At 71.2% G+C, this 16,717-nt stretch carries 15 protein-coding genes; 9 read left to right on the top strand and 6 right to left on the bottom strand.

The window, feature by feature from the left end; genetic code table 11:
- Positions 1-252 precede the first annotated feature (252 nt).
- Positions 253-1,749 (top strand): MFS transporter, encoded by a 1,497-nt coding sequence (locus ACH4SP_RS04710; protein WP_398409190.1) that lies wholly within the window; start codon positions 253-255, stop codon positions 1,747-1,749.
- Between the two features lie 78 nt (positions 1,750-1,827).
- Here the strand turns inward: ACH4SP_RS04710 and ACH4SP_RS04705 are convergent, their stop codons facing one another.
- The gene (locus ACH4SP_RS04705) at positions 1,828-2,718 is read right to left on the bottom strand and encodes a MurR/RpiR family transcriptional regulator (protein WP_398409188.1); all 891 of its coding nucleotides are present in this window, start codon (positions 2,716-2,718) and stop codon (positions 1,828-1,830) included.
- A gap of 141 nt (positions 2,719-2,859) precedes the next feature.
- Here ACH4SP_RS04705 and ACH4SP_RS04700 point away from each other — a divergent pair, with 141 nt between their 5' ends.
- Genes ACH4SP_RS04700 through ACH4SP_RS04675 form a run of 6 tightly spaced genes read left to right on the top strand, consistent with a single transcriptional unit; the run spans position 2,860 to position 9,429 of the window.
- On the top strand, positions 2,860-4,095 hold the full coding sequence (locus ACH4SP_RS04700) for a C45 family autoproteolytic acyltransferase/hydolase (protein ID WP_398409185.1): 1,236 nt from the start codon (positions 2,860-2,862) through the stop codon (positions 4,093-4,095).
- A 13-nt stretch (positions 4,096-4,108) separates the two neighbouring features.
- Positions 4,109-5,758 carry an ABC transporter substrate-binding protein gene (locus ACH4SP_RS04695; RefSeq protein WP_398409183.1) on the top strand — a complete coding sequence of 550 codons (1,650 nt, stop codon included), beginning with the start codon at positions 4,109-4,111 and terminating at the stop codon, positions 5,756-5,758.
- A 6-nt stretch (positions 5,759-5,764) separates the two neighbouring features.
- A complete protein-coding gene (locus ACH4SP_RS04690) occupies positions 5,765-6,712 on the top strand; it encodes an ABC transporter permease (protein WP_398409181.1) in 948 nt (315 codons plus the stop codon).
- The gene (locus ACH4SP_RS04685; RefSeq protein ID WP_398409180.1) at positions 6,709-7,557 is read left to right on the top strand and encodes an ABC transporter permease; all 849 of its coding nucleotides are present in this window, start codon (positions 6,709-6,711) and stop codon (positions 7,555-7,557) included. Before ACH4SP_RS04690 ends, ACH4SP_RS04685 begins: the two co-directional genes overlap by 4 nt.
- 4 nt (positions 7,558-7,561) lie before the next feature.
- Positions 7,562-8,587, top strand: a complete 1,026-nt coding sequence (locus ACH4SP_RS04680) for an ABC transporter ATP-binding protein (RefSeq protein ID WP_398409178.1) — start codon at positions 7,562-7,564, stop codon at positions 8,585-8,587.
- Positions 8,587-9,429, top strand: a complete 843-nt coding sequence (locus ACH4SP_RS04675; protein ID WP_398409177.1) for an ABC transporter ATP-binding protein — start codon at positions 8,587-8,589, stop codon at positions 9,427-9,429. The genes ACH4SP_RS04680 and ACH4SP_RS04675 overlap by 1 nt, the downstream gene beginning before the upstream one ends.
- A gap of 136 nt (positions 9,430-9,565) precedes the next feature.
- On the opposite strand, the gene ACH4SP_RS04670 is transcribed toward ACH4SP_RS04675, so the two are convergent.
- Positions 9,566-10,117: a sugar O-acetyltransferase gene (locus ACH4SP_RS04670; RefSeq protein WP_398409540.1), complete on the bottom strand. Its 552-nt coding sequence runs from the start codon at positions 10,115-10,117 to the stop codon at positions 9,566-9,568.
- Positions 10,118-10,329: 212 nt separating this feature from the next.
- A complete protein-coding gene (locus tag ACH4SP_RS04665; protein WP_398409175.1) occupies positions 10,330-10,962 on the bottom strand; it encodes a TetR family transcriptional regulator in 633 nt (210 codons plus the stop codon).
- A gap of 108 nt (positions 10,963-11,070) precedes the next feature.
- On the opposite strand from ACH4SP_RS04665, the gene ACH4SP_RS04660 reads away from it, so the two are divergent.
- Both ACH4SP_RS04660 and ACH4SP_RS04655 read left to right on the top strand, forming a co-directional pair.
- The gene (locus ACH4SP_RS04660) at positions 11,071-11,847 is read left to right on the top strand and encodes an SDR family oxidoreductase (protein ID WP_398409174.1); all 777 of its coding nucleotides are present in this window, start codon (positions 11,071-11,073) and stop codon (positions 11,845-11,847) included.
- 71 nt (positions 11,848-11,918) lie between these two features.
- Positions 11,919-12,356 carry an SRPBCC family protein gene (locus ACH4SP_RS04655; protein WP_398409172.1) on the top strand — a complete coding sequence of 146 codons (438 nt, stop codon included), beginning with the start codon at positions 11,919-11,921 and terminating at the stop codon, positions 12,354-12,356.
- Between the two features lie 106 nt (positions 12,357-12,462).
- On the opposite strand, the gene ACH4SP_RS04650 is transcribed toward ACH4SP_RS04655, so the two are convergent.
- The 3 genes from ACH4SP_RS04650 to ACH4SP_RS04640 form a co-directional block, all read right to left on the bottom strand.
- Positions 12,463-13,065 (bottom strand): peptidase inhibitor family I36 protein, encoded by a 603-nt coding sequence (locus ACH4SP_RS04650; RefSeq protein WP_398409170.1) that lies wholly within the window; start codon positions 13,063-13,065, stop codon positions 12,463-12,465.
- 104 nt (positions 13,066-13,169) lie between these two features.
- Positions 13,170-16,136 (bottom strand): BTAD domain-containing putative transcriptional regulator, encoded by a 2,967-nt coding sequence (locus ACH4SP_RS04645; RefSeq protein WP_398409168.1) that lies wholly within the window; start codon positions 16,134-16,136, stop codon positions 13,170-13,172.
- Positions 16,133-16,654, bottom strand: a complete 522-nt coding sequence (locus ACH4SP_RS04640; RefSeq protein WP_398409166.1) for a hypothetical protein — start codon at positions 16,652-16,654, stop codon at positions 16,133-16,135. Before ACH4SP_RS04640 ends, ACH4SP_RS04645 begins: the two co-directional genes overlap by 4 nt.
- Positions 16,655-16,717 lie beyond the last annotated feature (63 nt).

The following is a 16,717-nucleotide window of genomic DNA, read 5'->3' as shown; positions in this document are numbered from 1 at the left end:
GCAGTATTCCTGTTCCTTCTGTGGCGACTTCGAGGTGTTTTTATCCCCCAGGCCCGGTAGCGGTCCGCAGTTCCCTCACGTGCCGAGTCTTCGCATGTGACTGGGGGCGGACTCGCGTTGGCCTGAGTTGCGTCACCCCTCTTTGTGGTTTCCCGGGTGCAGCTCTGCCGTCTGCCCCGGGTTCCGTGTGTTCCGGCCCCGGTGCGGCTGACGGCATGGCTCCCCGATTCCTCTGGATCAGGAGTCCCACCAGTGTCTTCCCACGCGCTCGACAACGAGCCGCAGCACACCACCGAATCCCCGTCTCACACTCCGTCGGACCGGCCGCCGAAGACGGCCCTGGCCGCCCGGATCGCCCTCGTGGTGCTCCTGGTCGCCGAACTCATGGACATCCTCGACCAGTCGGTCGTCCTCACCGCCCTGCCCGCGATCCAGTCGTCGACCGGCGCAGGACCGGCCGCGGTGCAGTGGCTGACCGCCGGCTACTCGCTCACGGTCGCCGTCGGGCTGATCACCGGCGGACGCCTCGGCGACATCCACGGCCGACGCAGGATCCTTCTCATCGGCACCGGTGTCTTCACCGCGGCCTCGTTGCTGTGCGGCCTCGCGACCGGGCCGGGTGTGCTGATCGGTGCCCGCGTGCTTCAGGGCGCCGGGGTGGCCCTGATGATCCCGCAGGTCCTGGCCACCCTCCACGTCACCTTCGACGGCGAGAACCGCAGCAGGGCCTTCGGCCTGTACGGTGCCGTCCTCTCCCTCGCCAACGTCCTGGGACCGGTCCTGGGCGGCCTGTTGACCGAGGCCGACCTGCTCGGGCTGTCCTGGCGGCCGATCTTCCTGATCAACGTGCCCGTCGGCCTCGCCGTGATCGTCCTGGGACGCAGGTTCATCCCCGAGTCGACCGTCCGGAAGGCCGACCGGCTCGATCTCCCCGGCATGGCGTTGTCTGCGCTCGCCGTGGTCCTGATCGTCTTCCCGCTCACCGAGGGCCACCTCCACCACTGGCCGCTGTGGTGCTTCGCCATGCTCGCCGCCGGCCTCCTCGTCCTCGGTGTCTTCCTGCGCCACCAGCAGCGCAAGCAGTCCTCCGGGGAACGGTCGGCCCCGCTCGTGACACTGTCGGTCTTCCGGGGCAGGCAGTTCTCCGGCGGGCTGTCCGCGCAGCTCGTGCTCGGCCTGCTGTGCGGATTGTTCTTCATGACCTGGACCCTCTACCTCCAGCACGGCCTGGGCCTGAGCCCCTTCCACGCGGCCGTGGCCTTCGTACTGCTCGCCCTCGGAGAGTTGGCCGGTGCGACGACCGCGGCAAAAAGCGCCGGTCGCTTCGGCCGCCGCCTTCCCCAGACCGGAGCCCTGATCGCGCTCGCCTCGATGGCCGCCTACGGACTTCAGATCAGCAGCCGGCAGGGCGACTTGACCCTCCTCGCGATGACCGCCCCGGTGGTACTGATCGGCTTCGGCCTCGGCATGGTCGGCGGCCCGCTCGCCGACATGTCGCTCGCCGAGGTCCCGCACGAGAACGCCGGTTCCGCCTCGGGCCTGTTCAACACCGCCATGCACCTGGGCATCGCCCTGGGTACCGCGCTGACAGCCCTCGTGTTCTTCGCCGCCACCAACGGCTCACCCCACGCCGGGCTCAACCGCGACGCCTTCATCGATGTGCTCTGGTGGGTCGGCGGCGCCCTCGCCCTGATGTGGGCCTTGATGTTCTGCCTGCCGAGCAGGCGATCAGCCGGGCCGACCGAGTAACTGCCCATGGCGGCGGTGCCTGCTCCTCGGGCATCGCCGCCCCTCGCTCCCTCGGTTCGTCCCGGGGCGAGGACCGGTTCAGCCGCGCCGCCTGGGGTCGAGCAGCTGCTCCCGCAGCGCCGTCAGCTGGTGCGAGGACTCCACTGCCCGGGTCTCGTCCAGCGTGGCCAGCGCCAGGATCAGCGCGTCCGCGACCAGCAGCCCGGTCAGTGACTCGGCGGTGATCCCGGTCGGGGTGTGCGGCGCGGTCAGGACGGCCTCGACGCGGTCGGCGTACGCCTCGCCCAGTTCGTCCGTCACGAGGATCACCTTGGCGCCGACGGCGCGGGCCCGTTCCATCATCACCGTCAGCTCGACCAGCCGGCGGCCGGGCTGGAAGATCACCACGGCGTCGCCCCGGCCGAGGGCGAGCAGCTGGTCCGCGAGGGCGAAGCCCGTCTCGGAGACGAAGCGGGCGCGCCGGCCGATCCGGCCGAGGGCCAGCGCGAGGTGGCGGGCCCCAGGTTCCGATGCGGCGATCGCGTAGCAGAACACCTCGCGCGCCTCGGCGAGCACCGTCACCGAACGCCTCAGTGCCTCCGGCTCGGTGAGCCTGCGGCAGTGGTCGATGCGCTCCCGCGCCTCGTCGAAGACGTCGCCCCAGATGGCGTCGAGGTCCTGGCCCACGTGCGCAATGCGCTGCTTGAGGCGTACCTCGGGGGCGACGGCCGAGGTGAAGTCGTTGGCCAGTTCGCGCTTGAGGGCGGGCAGGCCTGCGTATCCGAGGCGCTGGAGCGCGCGTACGACGGTGGCGTTGCTGGTGGAGCTCGCGGCACCCAGCTCCTGTGCGCTGGCGAAGAGCAACTGCTCGACGGGGGCGCTGGCCAGGTACTGCGCCACGGCCCGCTCCGAAACGGACAGGTCCTCCCATTGATCTCGAATCGTGGCGCGCAACCGCGTCACTCCGGTCTCGCTCTCTGGAATCTCCATTACAACCATTGACTTCCGTGTGACGAGCATTACTGTCCTGGGCAGAACGTTCCAAGAGGAACAGATCCTGAAATCGACGTTACATGATCATGGTGATCCTGTTACCGCCGCTCGCGGGATCGTTCCGTCGCGAGGAGAAGAATGGCACCCCGTCCCACGGCACCCGCCCCCGCCCGGGTCCTCCCGGTCATCGAGATCTCCGGCAGCCCGCTCGCCCGCGGCCGCCAGTACGGCGAAGCCGTGCGCCCCCAGCTGCACGCCGCCCTCGGCTACTACGAGGAGGCCTTCGGCCGCTCCGCAGGTCTGACCTGGGAGCGGGTGACCGCCCGCGCCGCCCGCTGGCTGGAACCCGTACGCGCCTACGCACCCCACCTCGTCGAGGAGATGCAGGGCATCGCGGACGGCGCCGGGGTGCGCCTGCTCGACGTCCTCGCCCTGAACGCCCGCGGCGAGGTCATCTACGACAAGTCCTTCGCGCGGATGGACGCGGACGGCAGCCCCTCGGACAGCGGCCCCGCGGAAGGCCCCACCGCGGGAGGACCTGCCGGAGAACCCGACGAGGAGCCCGCCGAGGGCTGCACCTCCTTCGCCGCCCACGGCGAGGCCAGCGGCGACGGGCACGTCTACGCCGGACAGAACTGGGACTGGCGCGCGGGCGTCGCCGACACCGTCGTCATGATCCGGATCGTCCAGCCCCCCAAGCCCACCCTGATCATGCAGGTCGAGGCCGGACAGGTCGGCCGCCAGGGCGCCAACTCGGCCGGGATCGCCCTCAACGCCAACGGCCTCGGCGGACGCTTCGACGACACCATCGGCCTGCCCCAGACCGTCGTGCGCCGCAGCGTCCTGGACCGGTCCACCATCACCGACGCCCTCGACGTCCTGTGCCGCACCCGGGCGCACATCGCCAGCAACGCCCTGCTGACCTGCCGCGAGGGCTTCGCCATCGACCTGGAGACCACCCCGGCCGGGCACGGCTGGATGTACCCGACCGACGGCCTGCTGGTGCACGGCAACCACTACCAGGCGGGCATCCCCGGCCCGCTGGCCGCTGCCGGGTACCGCCCGATGTCCTCCGACTCGCTCGTGCGCGTGCCCCGCGCCGAGCAGGGGCTCCGGGCGCTGCGCGACTCCACAGGGCCCGACGAGTCGCGCGCGATCGTCCGCCGCGCGATGTCGGACCACCTCGGCCACCCGGAATCCCTGTGCACCCACCCCGATCCGCGGCGGCCCCTCGTCGAGCACTGGACCACGCTCGTCTCCTCCCTGGCCGACCTGACCACCGGTGACTACCACGTGACCGCGGGCACCCCCTGCGACCGCGAGTACCAGCACCTCCCCTGGAACCTCTACGACGGCCCGTACGGCCAGAACTGACGGGAACTCAGTGATGAACCGCATCGCCCCAAGAAGGACGGCTCTGACCGCGGGCCTCGTCGTGACGTCGGTCGCGCTGGCCGCCGGTTGCAGCGGAGCGACCCAGAACGCCGCAGGCACCGCGGGCAACGCCGCCGCCCTCACCCTCACCCCCACGACTCCCGCCGCCAAGGGCGAACTCGCGCACGCGAACTGGCTCCTGGAGGACGAGCCGGACTCCCTCGACCTGGACACCCAGGGCTCCAGCGCGGGCCGCGTCGTCCTCACCAACATCTGCGAGCGGCTCTACCAGCTCCAGCCGGACATGTCGACGAAACCCTTCCTCGCCGAGAAGGCCGAGACGCCGGACGACACCACCCTCGTCCTGACCCTGCGCTCCGGCGTCACCTTCCACGACGGCACCCCGATGACCGCCGACGACGTGCTGTGGAGCCTGAAGCGGCACGCCGACCCTGACATGGAGCAGGGCGACGAGTTCGGCAACGTCGCCGCGATGAAGAAGACCGGCGACCGGCAGATCACGATCACCTTCAAGGCGCCCGACGCCATGTTCTCCAAGGCGCTCGCCGGTGACGCGGGCATCGTCTGGAACAAGGAGCAGGTCGAGAAGGCGGGCAAGGACTTCGGCACACCGGGACAGCCGGACGCCTGCACCGGCCCGTACACGCTGGGCGCATGGAAGTCCGGCGACTCGATCACCCTGCGCCGCCACGAGGGCTACTGGGGTACGAAGCCGCTGACGAAGCAGGTCACCTTCCGCTGGGCGGGCGACAGCGCGCTCGTCAACGCCCTGATGACCGGGGCCGCCGACGGCGCCTACGCCGAGTCCCCCAACACGGCTTCCGCGCTCAACGGCAAGAAGGGCATCGAGCAGCACTACGGCCCGTCCACGGCCTCGCTCGTCCTCATACCGACCGAGCGCGGCGGCCTGAAGGACCCGAAGATCCGCCGGGCCCTCTCGCTGGCCCTCGACCGCAAGGGCATCGCCGCCTCCGGTTACGGCTCCATGGTGCAGCCCTGGAGCACACCGGTCGGCTCCGGCGCCTGGGGTTACGAGAAGAACGTCTTCGCGGCGGCCCAGAAGGACATCGCCCACGCCCCCGCGAGCCCCACGGCGGACGACATCGCCGCGGCGAAGAAGCTGGTCAAGGAGGCGGGCACGGCTCCCACCGAGGCGATCGTGATCGGCACGGACGCCAGCCAGGGCCGCAGCGTCGTCGCCAACGCGGTCCGCGCCGCGCTCCAGCGCATCGGCCTCCAGGGTCGGATCAAGACGGTGCCGACCTCGCAGTTCGAGCAGTACTACAGCGACCCGGACGTCCGCGGCGAGATCGACGTGCTCGTCGCCGACTGGTACATCTCCAAGGCCGACCCGATGGGCTTCTACGACAACGCGCTCTCCGGCTCCTCCAACAACTGGGTCGGCTTCAAGGACCCGGCGTACGACGCCAAGGTCGAGCAGGCGCTCGGCACCCTCGACGACGCGAAGCGCGCGAAGCTCGCCGTCGACGTCCAGAAGACGTTCACCGACGCGGCCGTGTGGATCTCCGTCGCCCAGGTGCCGTCCGTCCTGGTCCTCAACGAGAAGCTGACCGGACCGCCCGCCTCCATGGCGTACCTCTACTACCCGTGGGCCGCCCTGCTCGGCGCGAAGAAGGGCTGACCACCGATGCTCGCCCGGATCTCCCGGCGGCTGGCCGGCCTGCTGGCCACGCTCCTCGCCGCCTCCTTCGTCATCTTCGCCGCCGTGTACGCGGCACCCGGCGACCCGGCCGTCTTCCTGGCCGGGGGCCGCGACAAACTCACCCCCGAGAAGCTGGAACTGGTCAGGGCCCAGTACCACCTCGACGAACCCCTGGTCGTGCAGTACGGCCGCTGGCTCGGCGACTGTCTCCACTTCGACCTCGGCCGGTCCTTCAAGTACAGCGACGAGGTCGCCGAGCTGCTGCTCGCGCGCTTCCCGACGACGTTCGCCCTCGTGGCGTACGCGACGGTGCTCTTCGTCGTCCTGGGCGTCGGCGCCGGGATCCTCGCCGCGGTCCGCCGGGGCACCTGGGTCGACTCGGCCGTCGTCGGCTCCACCACCCTGGCGGCGTCCGTGCCGTCGTTCGTCTCCGCCATCGCGCTGGTCGCGGTGTTCGGCGTCCAGCTCGGCTGGTTCCCGGTGACCGGCAGCGGCGAGGGGTTCGCGGGCACCCTGCACCATCTGACGCTGCCCGCCGTTTCCCTGGCACTCGGCGCGCTCGCACTGATCAGCCGGGTGACCCGGCAGTCCATGGCCGACGCGGGCGCCGCCGACCACGTGGAGGCCGCCCGCGCCTCCGGCATCCCCGAACGCGACATCGTCCGCCGCCACGTCCTGCGCAACGCGCTGGGGCCGATCATCACGATGTGCGGCCTGGTCATGGCGGGCATGCTCGCCGGCACCGTCGTCGTGGAGACGGCCTTCGGGATCAGCGGCATCGGCTCGCTGCTCGTCGGCGCGATCAACACGCACGACTTCCCCGTCGCGCAGGCCGTACTCCTGCTGATGGTCACCGGCTACATCGTCGTCACGACGCTCGTCGACCTGGTCCATCCCCTGCTCGACCCGCGTGTGAAGGAGGTTGCCGGATGAACGCGTCGACCCTCGCCCCGACCGGTATCGATTCCGCCTCGCGCAGGTCCCCGAGCGTCATGATCGCCGGGGCCGTCCTCGCCCTCGTGGTCCTCGCCGCCGTCTTCGCACCGTTCGTCGCCCCGTACGCACCCGACGCCATCGACCTCTCGGCTTCCCTCGTCGGCACCGGCGCCGAGCACCTCCTGGGCACCGACTCCTCGGGGCAGGACCTGCTCTCCCGAGTGCTGCACGGCGCGCGCACCAGCCTGATCGCGCCGATCCTGCTGCTCGCCATCGCCGCGCTCCTCGGCGTCACGCTCGGCACGCTCGCCGCCTGGCGGGGCGGCTGGACCGACACCCTCGTCTCCCGGCTCACCGACGTCATGTACGCCTTCCCCGGGCTGCTGTTCACTGTCCTGATCATCGCCGTCTTCGGCGCCGGGATCACCACGTCGGTGCTCGCGCTCGGTCTCGCGTACACGCCGACGGTCGCCAAGTACACCCGCTCCGTGGCGCTCGCCGAACGCCGCAAGCCCTACATCGACGCCTACCGCGTCCAGGGCATGGGCGGCATCCGGATCTGCGCCCGCCACCTCGTGCCCAACCTGGGCCGCTCGGTCCTCGGTTACCTGGTCGTGCTGTTCGGCGAGGCCCTGATGTCGCTGGCCACGCTCTCCTACCTGGGTTTCGGCACCCAACCGCCCAGCTCGGACTGGGGACTGATGGTCCAGGAGGGCCAGGCGGCCGTCGTGCAGGGCGCGCTGCTGCCCGCCCTGGTGCCCGGTGTCGCCATCGCCCTCGTCGTGGTGTCCTTCAACGTCGTCGGGGTCCGGGCCGCCGACCGACTCGGCAGCAGGAGGTAACCCCATGCTCCTCGACATCGAGAACCTCACCCTTGAACTGCCCGGCACCGCCCGCCCCGTACTCACCGACGTCTCCCTCAAGGTGGCGGCCGGCGAGGTGGTCGGCCTGGTCGGCGAATCCGGTTCCGGCAAGTCGACGACGGCCAGGGCGGCGCTCCGTACGCTGCCCCCGGGCACCGCCGTCTCCGGATCGGTGCGCGTCGACGGCACCGACGTCCTCGCCCTGGGCGGCGAAGCGCTGCGCGTCCACCGGGCCCGTAAGGTCGCGATGGTCCACCAGGACCCGCGCGCCGCCCTCAACCCGGTCCGCCGCATCGGCGACTTCCTGCTGGAACGGCTCGCGGGCACGGGCCTCGACAAGAAGGCCGCCCGCACCCGGACCGTCGAACTCCTCGCCACGGTCGGCCTGCCCGATCCCGAGCGCCGCGTCCGCCAGCGCCCGCACGAACTGTCCGGCGGCATGCTCCAGCGCGTCGTCATCGCGGGCGCGCTGGCCGCCGAACCGGGGCTGCTGCTCGCCGACGAGGCGACCAGCGCCCTGGACGTCACCACGCAGGCCGAGATCCTCGCCCTGCTCCGCACCCTGCGGGCCGAGCGGAACCTCGGACTGCTGTTCATCACGCACGACCTGCATCTGGCCGCCGCCTACTGCGACCGCGTGTACGTCATGTACGCGGGGCGCGTCGTCGAGGAGCAGACCGCCGCGACCCTCTTCGAACGGCCCAGGCACCCGTACACGCGAGGCCTGCTCGCCTGCTCGCCGACGCTCGGCGAGAGCGGCCGGGAGATCCGTCCGATCCCGGGGCGCCCGCCGTCGCTGGCGGAGGCCTTCGGCGGCTGCGAGTTCGCCGACCGCTGCCCGGACGCCGAACCGGAGTGCGCCACCTGGCGGCCGGAGCCGGTCGCGCTGCGCGGCGGCGGCACCGCGACCTGCCGACGCCTGCCCGTCCTCACAAGCGCGGGTACGGGCGCGGACGCGGGTACAGGTACGGACGCGGGCACGGGCAACACCGAGAAGGGGAACCCCTGATGACCACGACGACACCCCGGTCCGCACCGCTGTTGACCGTAGAGGGGCTGCGAAAGACGTACCGGCTACCCGGCGGGGGTGCTCTCACCGCCGCCGACGCCGTCTCCTTCGCCGTGCCGGCCGGCGGTTCGCTGGGAATCGTCGGCGAGTCGGGCTCCGGCAAGACGACGGTGGCCCGGATGCTCATGGGTCTCGTACGCCCCGACGCGGGCACGGTCTCCGTCGCGGGGCGCGCCCGCACCCCGCGCACCCCGCGCGGCAGGGCCGCCCGGCTCGCCAGGGCCCGGGAGATCCAGATGGTCTTCCAGGACCCGTACGTCTCACTGGACCCGCGCCTCACCGCCCGCCGCTGCCTGACGACGGCCCTGCGGCTGCACGGCCGGCCGGAGAGCCTGGCCGACGGGCTGCTCGACCGGGTGGGGCTCGGCGCCCGCGAGGCGCAGGCCCTGCCGCACGGCCTCTCCGGCGGACAACGCCAGCGCCTCGCCATCGCGCGGGCGCTGGCCGTGGACCCCAGGGTGCTGGTCCTCGACGAGGCCGTGGCCGCGCTGGACGTCTCGATCCAGGCGCAGATCCTCGCCCTGCTCGGCGAGATCCGCCGGGACACCGGGGTCGCCCTGGTCTTCGTCAGCCACGATCTGGCGGTCGTCCAGCACCTCACGGACGAGGTGCTGGTGATGCGCCGCGGCACCGTGGTGGAGCAGGGGGCCACCACAGAAGTGCTGGCCGCCCCACAGCACCCGTACACCCGGCTGTTGCTTGCCTCGGTGCCACGGGTGGGCTGGGATCCTGCGGATGCGGTCACGGCGAGGGCGGCGACGGCGGCGGTGCCGAGCGCCTGAGCCGTGTGCCCATCCCCTGCGGGCCGCTGCGAGACCCCAGGGAGCTGCCCGGAGGCGCCGATTCGCACCGGTGGCACAGGGCGCGCGCGTACCGGACCAGCTGCAGGAGTTCGTGGACGACTACCGGGAGGCGGGTTCAGTCGATGGCCTTGATCACCCGGGCGGGGACTCCCGCGACCAGGGTGCGGGCAGGAACATCGCGAGTCACCACCGCGCCGGCAGCGACCACGGCACCGGCACCGATGGTCACTCCCTGCAGGATCACGGCGGACGCCCCGATCCAGACGTCGTCCTCGACGACGATCGGGGCGAAGGAAAGGTACGCGCGACGCTCGGCGAGGGGCAGGGGGTGTCCCCCGGTGATGAGGCTTACTTTCGGGGCGATCATGACACCGTTGCCGATGCGGATCCCGCCCTTGTCCATGAAGGTGCATCCCTGGTTGACGAAGACGTTCTCTCCGAACGTCGTGTTCAGCCCGGACTCGGTGAAGAACGGCGGGTAGATCGTCACCGACTCCGGGAGCGGGCCACCGAACACAACGGAAAGCAGTTCAGCACGACCTTCGCTGTCACTGAACGGCAGCACGTTCAGCCGAGACGTCGCGTCGGTCACTTCCACGATGCGCTCCGCATGGCGCGCGAACTCGGGTGTCTGGACGTAGAGGACTTGCTCTGTGCGAGTAGACATGTGGCGATCCCACCACCCGTAGAAGCGCGCGATCAAACAACCTCACGGCCTACCGGGCACAACCTGTCGTTGTGTCAGCAGGCTGAAGGTGTGGATGCGGAAGCGCTCAGGTTTCCGGGCTGCCCGCAGTCACCACGCCTGTCGTCGCGACAACGGCCAGCTGCTTGGCCCGGGTGGTACGAACGTCGGCCAGGCCTTCGTGGGCGCGCCGATTACTTCTCGGCGGGTGGTGCGGGCGTCGCCCGGAGTTCGTCGAGGCGCAGGAACGCCAGCGCGCGGCGCATCAGGTCGACGAGTTCCCCGGGCTCGTTCTGCCAGGCCCAGTGCTCCATGGTGACGGTGAACGCATCCAGTACCGCGGTGGTCAGCAGACGCACTTCGAGACTGTCGACAGGGGCGTTTGCCCGGGCTGCCAGTGCGGGTGCGAGCCGTTCCTGCATCTCCCGGCCCGCGGCGAGCCAGCGCATCTTCAGCACGGGCACGGTCCCCAGCACCCGGACCAGGCGGCGGGCCCGGTCGGCGTCCTCCAGACGCCGCCCGGCCGTCGCCGTCCCGAAGGACGCCTCGATGGCGGCGCTGAGCGGCTCGTCGGCCGGATGTTCCGCGAGGACGTCCACGAGGTGGCCGACGCTGGAGGCGAAGAGGGGGGTGAGCGCGTCCTCCTTCGTCGGGCAGTAGCGGTAGAAGGTGCGCGGGGAGATGCCCGCGGCCGAGGCGATGTCCTCGACCGTCGTCGTGTCGTATCCGCGGTCGGCGAACAGGGCCGCCGCGGCCTCCGCGATCTCCAGCTGCGTCTGAAGGCGCCGCTGGTCCGTCAGGGACGGACGGCCCCGCGCTGCCGCCATGGTCTGCTCCTTGCCCGCGCTCCGCCGTGGACTTCCATTCTCACAGAGATTTATTGGCACAGTGCGCCAAAAAATGTATGTTGACCACCGACAGCGAAGGAGCCGACCATGTCCCGCACCTACCTCATCACCGGAGCCGCCTCCGGCATCGGCAAGGCCACCGCCACCCGGCTCACGGAGCAGGGCCACACGGTCATCGGCGCCGACCTCAAGGACGCCGACATCGTCGCGGACCTCGCCACCCCCGACGGCCGGGCCCATCTGGTCCGGCGCGCCACCGAGCTGAGCGGCGGGCGGCTCGACGCCGTGATCGCGGGCGCAGGCCTCGCCGGCTTCGAACCGGCCGCCGTCAGCGTCAACTACTTCGGCGCGGTCGCCACCTTGGAAGGGCTGCGCCCCCTGCTGGCCGCCGGTACGGACCCGCGCGCCGTCGTCATCGCCTCGGTCGCCGCCGTCCACCCCCACGACACGGCCATCGCCGACGCGGCACTCGCCGGTGACGAACAAGCCGCGCTGGCCGCCGCCCGGGCAGCCGTCGACCGGGGAGAGGGCTATGCGATCTACGGCTCGACCAAGGCCGCCCTCGCCCGCTGGACACGCCGCACCGCCGTGACCGCCGACTGGGCCGGCGCCGGCATCCCCCTCAACGCCATCGCCCCCGGAACCGTCGTCACCCCGATGACGGAGCCCATGCTGGCCAGCCCCGACCTGCGCAGAATCGTCGACACCACCGTCCCCATGCCGCTCCACGGCCACGCCCGGCCCGCACAGATCACCCCCCTCCTGACCTGGCTCACCTCTCCCGAGAACGAACTGGTCACCGGCCAGGTCGTCTTCATCGACGGCGGCGCCGACGCCGTACTGCGCGGCGACGGCACCTGGTGAACCGACAAGAAGAACAGCCGACCACGGACCACCCGCAGCCACCGCAGACCGCAGCCGCCAAAGGTCCGTCCGTGCACACACTCACCCGCACCACCGTCGTCACCGCCGACCCCGATGCCGTCTGGCAGCTCATCGGCACCTTCGGCGGCCTCGCCGACTGGCACCCCCTGCTGCCACCGTCAGTGATCGAGGACGGCGCCGACCCCGAGACACCCGGGGCGGTGCAGGCGTTCTCCGTCAACGGCCAAGTGGTCATCCGCGAACGGCTCCTGGAGAAGGACGACGCACGCCGGACGATCCGCTACACCATCCAGGAATCCGCCGTCCCCGTCTCCGACTACGTCGCCACCCTCTCCGTGCACCCGCACCACGCGGGCGCCGAGATCCACTGGACCGCAACCTACGAAGCCGCCCCCGCACTCGTCCCCGACATCGAGAAACACTTCGGCGACACCATCTACACCACCGGCCTCAACGCCCTCAAGGAACGCTTCGCCGGGCCCGCCTGATCAGCGCATCCCGGCTGCCGCGGGTGAACGGCTACTGATCCACAGCTAAGGAGCACCGGCACGGCAGCAGGAGGGGCGCTGCCGTGCCGGTCGCTGTGGGCGGTGATCAGCGCTCGAAGCTCACCGAGCTGGCCTGGTCGTTCATGGCATCGCCGACGTAGGGGGCGCCACCGCCGTAGGTCTGGCTGGAGCCGAGGAAGTTGCTGTGCTGGTAGAGGGTTACGTTGCACTGGCCGCCGGCGACGGAGCTGACCACGTCGTTCCAGCCGCTGCCCATGGAGACGAACTCGGGGTAGCGAATGCAGCCGACGCTGCCGGTGTAGGTGAAGGTACCGCCGCCGAAGTCGGCGTCGCTGTAGAGCGTCCCGAGGACCTTTCGCTCGGCGGGCGCCGCGGGCAGGCTGCCTCTGGCCGACTTGAGGCCGCGCTCGTTGCGGGGACCGCTGAGGCGTTCCTGGAGCTTCTGGTCGCGCACTGCTGCCCGTGTGTCGTTCGGGGCGTCGGTGACGCGGCCCTTGGTGCCGAAGGTGATGGCCTCCTTGTAGGTGGAGAAGCAGGACTTGGCGCCGTTGTCGGTGTCGAGCACACAGTGCTGGTTCGCCGTGCTCCGGGCGGACCCGGTCTCCTGGGCGAGGGCGGGCGTGGAGACGGCGGCTACGGTGGCCACGGCACCGAGGCCGAGGGCGACGAAGGTACGTACGGACTTCATGGGGTTTCTCCTTGAGGAAAGCTCCGTTGGGTGACCGATGTGGTCACGTCGCAGAGACTGCCGCCCTCCGTTCACCGAGGGATAACCGCGGGATAAACGACGTCTCACCGAGGGACGGACGACGTCGCGGGCGTCCGTTGACCGGACAGCAGACGAAGGGTCTCCTCGACGTCCTGCTGGGCACGGAGCCGCTCGAAGAGGCCCAGGGCGGCCCGCAGGCAGGCGTCGGCGCGAGCCTGCTGCCCCAGGTGGTGGAGGCTGCGGCCGAGGGTCCTGAGCAGGCCGCCCTCCAGCATCGCGCTGACCCGCCGGGCCAAGGGGAGGAACGTCTCGGCGGTCTGCGCCGCGAGCGCGTGGTGTCCGTCCTCGGCATGGAGTTCGGCGATCAGATTGCCGGACGCGGCCTCGAACGAGGACACGTTCAGGGCGCGGAAGAGCACCAGGCCGTCATGGGCCTTCCGCAGGGCGCTGTCCCGGGCGCCGCACAGCCGCAGGACCCGGGCCAGGTAGTACAGGCCGATGGCATGGGACACCGATTCCCGGCCGCTGACCAGCCGGGCTCCGCGCTCGGCCGCCGCCCGCGCCTCGGACAGGCGGCCCTGCCGGGCGTAGTTGAAGGCCAGCTCGCCCAGGGCCGTGCCCTCGGCGGTCGCGGCTCCCAGAGCACGGAAGAACCGCACCGACGCCTCCCCGTGCGCCACCGCGTCGTCGAAGCGGCCGTGCACCCGGGCGTTGGCGCACAGGGTCAGGTGGGCCGAGGCGCGCAGCCGCAGATCGGCCCCGCCACCGCAGAGCTCCAGGCTGCGAGTGAGCTCGGACTCGGCCTCGGCGAAGGAGTTGATGTGCCACAGGGCGTTCCCCCGCACGTACCGGGCCAGCGCCTCGGACGGCCGGTCGCCGCGCTGCGCGGCGACCTCGGCAACCTGCTGAGCCAGTTCCGCCACCGCCGTGAGATGGGCGATGCCCGAAAGCACGGTGTTCAACCGGTCGATCAGGTCGGCGGCCTGGGACAGCGGCAGACAGTCGTCGGCACAGGCGCGGGCCACCAGTGCCCGCTGCAGGGCGGTTTCCCCGTGCATCCAGTCGGTGGCCTCCTGGGCGGTGTCGAAGATGAGCCCGGTCGAGGTCACCGTGACGTCGATGAGCGTGCGCTCGTCGGGTTCTGCCGAGTGCGCGACCGCGTCGGCGTTGCGGGCGGTGGCCAGACAGAAGTCCAGGAGGCCGGCGACAGCCAGGGCCGACGTGCCGGGGGAGTCCTCCCGGGCGCTCCTCGCTCGTGCGAAGACCCGCACCAGGTCGTGGAAGTGGTAGCGGCCCAGCGAGTGCGACTCCAGCAGGTTGAGTTCGACGAGGGATTCGAGGAGTTCTTCGGCCTCGTCGGTGCCGAGTTCCAGGAGCGCGGCCGCGCACGGCAGGGAGAGGTCGGGTACGTCCACGACGGACAGCAGACGGAACGCGCGCGCCTGCTCGGCGGTGAGGGTGGTGTAGGAGAGCGCGAAGGCGGCCTCCACGGCGGCGTCCTCGGAGCGCAGTTCGTCCAGGCGTCCGCGTGCGCCCGTCAGGCGCCGGACCATGTCCGTGAGTGTCCAGCCGGGTTCCGCCGCCAGGCGGGAGGCGACGATTCGCACGGCGAGGGGCAGGAAACCGCAGGCTGCCACGAGCGCGGCGGCTGCCTCGGGCTCGGTGTCCGTACTGCGGTTGCCGACGGTCTGCCGCAGCAGATCGAGCGCCTCTGCGGGGTTCATGACGTCCAGCCGTAGATGGTGTGCCCCCGGCAGCCCGGTGAGCCAGGCACGGCTGGTCACCAGGACGGCACAGTCGGCGGTGCCGGGTATCAGTGGCTTGAGCTGCTCGCAGGACGCCGCGTTGTCCAGCAGCAGGAGAATCCGGCGGTCGGCCAGCAGCGAACGGTAGAGCGCCCCGCGTTCGTCGGCCCCCTGGGGGATGTCCTCCTCCGCCGTACCCAGCTCTCGCAGGAATGTGTCCAGTACGGCATGTGGCTGCAGGGGCTCGCTGTCGGCGCCGCGAAGGTCGACGTACAGGCGCCCGTCCGGGAAGACGTCGTCGAGCCCGTGGGCGGTGTGAACCGCCAGTGTCGTCTTCCCGACCCCCGCCATGCCGTTGATCGCCGAGACCACCACAGCCACGGTGTCCGGCTGTGTGAGCATCCCGGTGAGCTCCCGGACCTGTTCCTCGCGCCCGGTGAAGCTGCCGATGTCGGCGGGGAACGTGCGACCGCCCGGAACGGGGGACGGGGGGAGCACCTCGGCCTCGGGGAGCCGTAGCGAGGGGTCCGAGCACAGGATCCGTTGGTGCAGCGCGGTCAGTTCCTCGCACGGCGCGCGCTGCGCCGGTACCAGATGCCCGAGCTCGGTGCTCAAGTACCGCCGGGTGTCCTCGTGTACGCCCAGTGCCTCGGCCTGGCGGCCGGCGCGGTACAGCGCCAGCATCTGCACCGCGCGCAGCCGCTGGCTCGCCGGGTGCTCCACGACCAGCGCACTGACCTCCGCCACGATCCCGGGCCGGTCACCGAGCTCGGCGTCGAGCTTCAGCCGGGCCTCCAGCAGCGACAGCCGCACCCGCGCGAACCTCGTGCGCAGCGCTCTGGCGTGGGGGCCGGGCAGACCGGCCAGTGGCTGGCCCGTCCACAGCTCCAGGGCACCGGACAGGACTTCGCGGGCCTGCTCCGCGGGAGCGCCCGCGGCCCGGATCTCCTCGGCCCGTGCCAGTGCGTGCTCGAAGGCCCAGGTGTCCAGGGCCCGGGCCGGCACCCGCAGCGCGTAGCCGTCGCCGACCGTGACGAGTACCGGCTCGGTGGTGTGCCGGGCCAGGGCCCGCCGCAGCCGCCAGACATGGGTACGGACCGAGTGCTCCGCCCGGGCCGGCCGGTCGCCCTCGTCCCATACCCCGTCGACGAGCAGTTCCAGCGACACCGTACGCCCGCCGGCGGCGAGCAGGATCGCAAGGACTTCCTGCGGCTTGGACTGGCCGAGACCGACCGGCGTGCCGTCGTACCAGGCCCGCACCGGGCCCAGCAGGGCGAACTTCAGCCCCGGGGTGGGTGCGTTCATCGGGTTGCAGACCCGCAGGGGAACTGGGTGCCGAACGACGCCGACCAGAGCCTGATCATGTACGGCGCCTCGCTGTGGGGCATCGTCAGGATCGACATCTCACCGCCGGACTGGACGGCCAGCTTGGTGACCGCGAGGTTCGGGCAGTCCTTGCTGCTGGTGCGGCTCTCCCACAGGAGGTTGCCGTCCCGCGCGACGACGACCAGGTTCCCATCGGCCCGCATCATGGCTCGGTTGCCCTCACCGGTGGTGCCGGAGTGCCAACGCAGCTGCGGGTCCGTCCCGTTGGCGCCGGTGGTGTAGAGGGCGAGGTCGCCGTCAAGGCGCATGACGAGGTGGGTGTCGCCACCGTCGAGACGGGCGCCCGGGGACAGGGACTCGCCGTTGGAGAGGGCGGCGGCGCTCTGCTCGGCGTGGGCGGTACCGCTGGTGGCCAGCAGCCCTGTTGCCGCGAGTAATACGGAGGCTGCGACGGATGTGGCGCGGGCGATGACCCGGTGGTTCGCTCTCGTCGTCATGGCTGGCCCTTTCTGGGGGTGTCGTGGTTCCTTTACTTGCTGGGCTCGACCTTCGCGGGCGCC

It is taken from the genome of Streptomyces sp. NPDC021093 (assembly GCF_044333135.1).
Lineage (GTDB): Bacteria > Actinomycetota > Actinomycetes > Streptomycetales > Streptomycetaceae > Streptomyces.
Note: the sequence above shows the minus strand (reverse complement) of the source record. Positions and strands in the feature narration are given on the sequence as shown.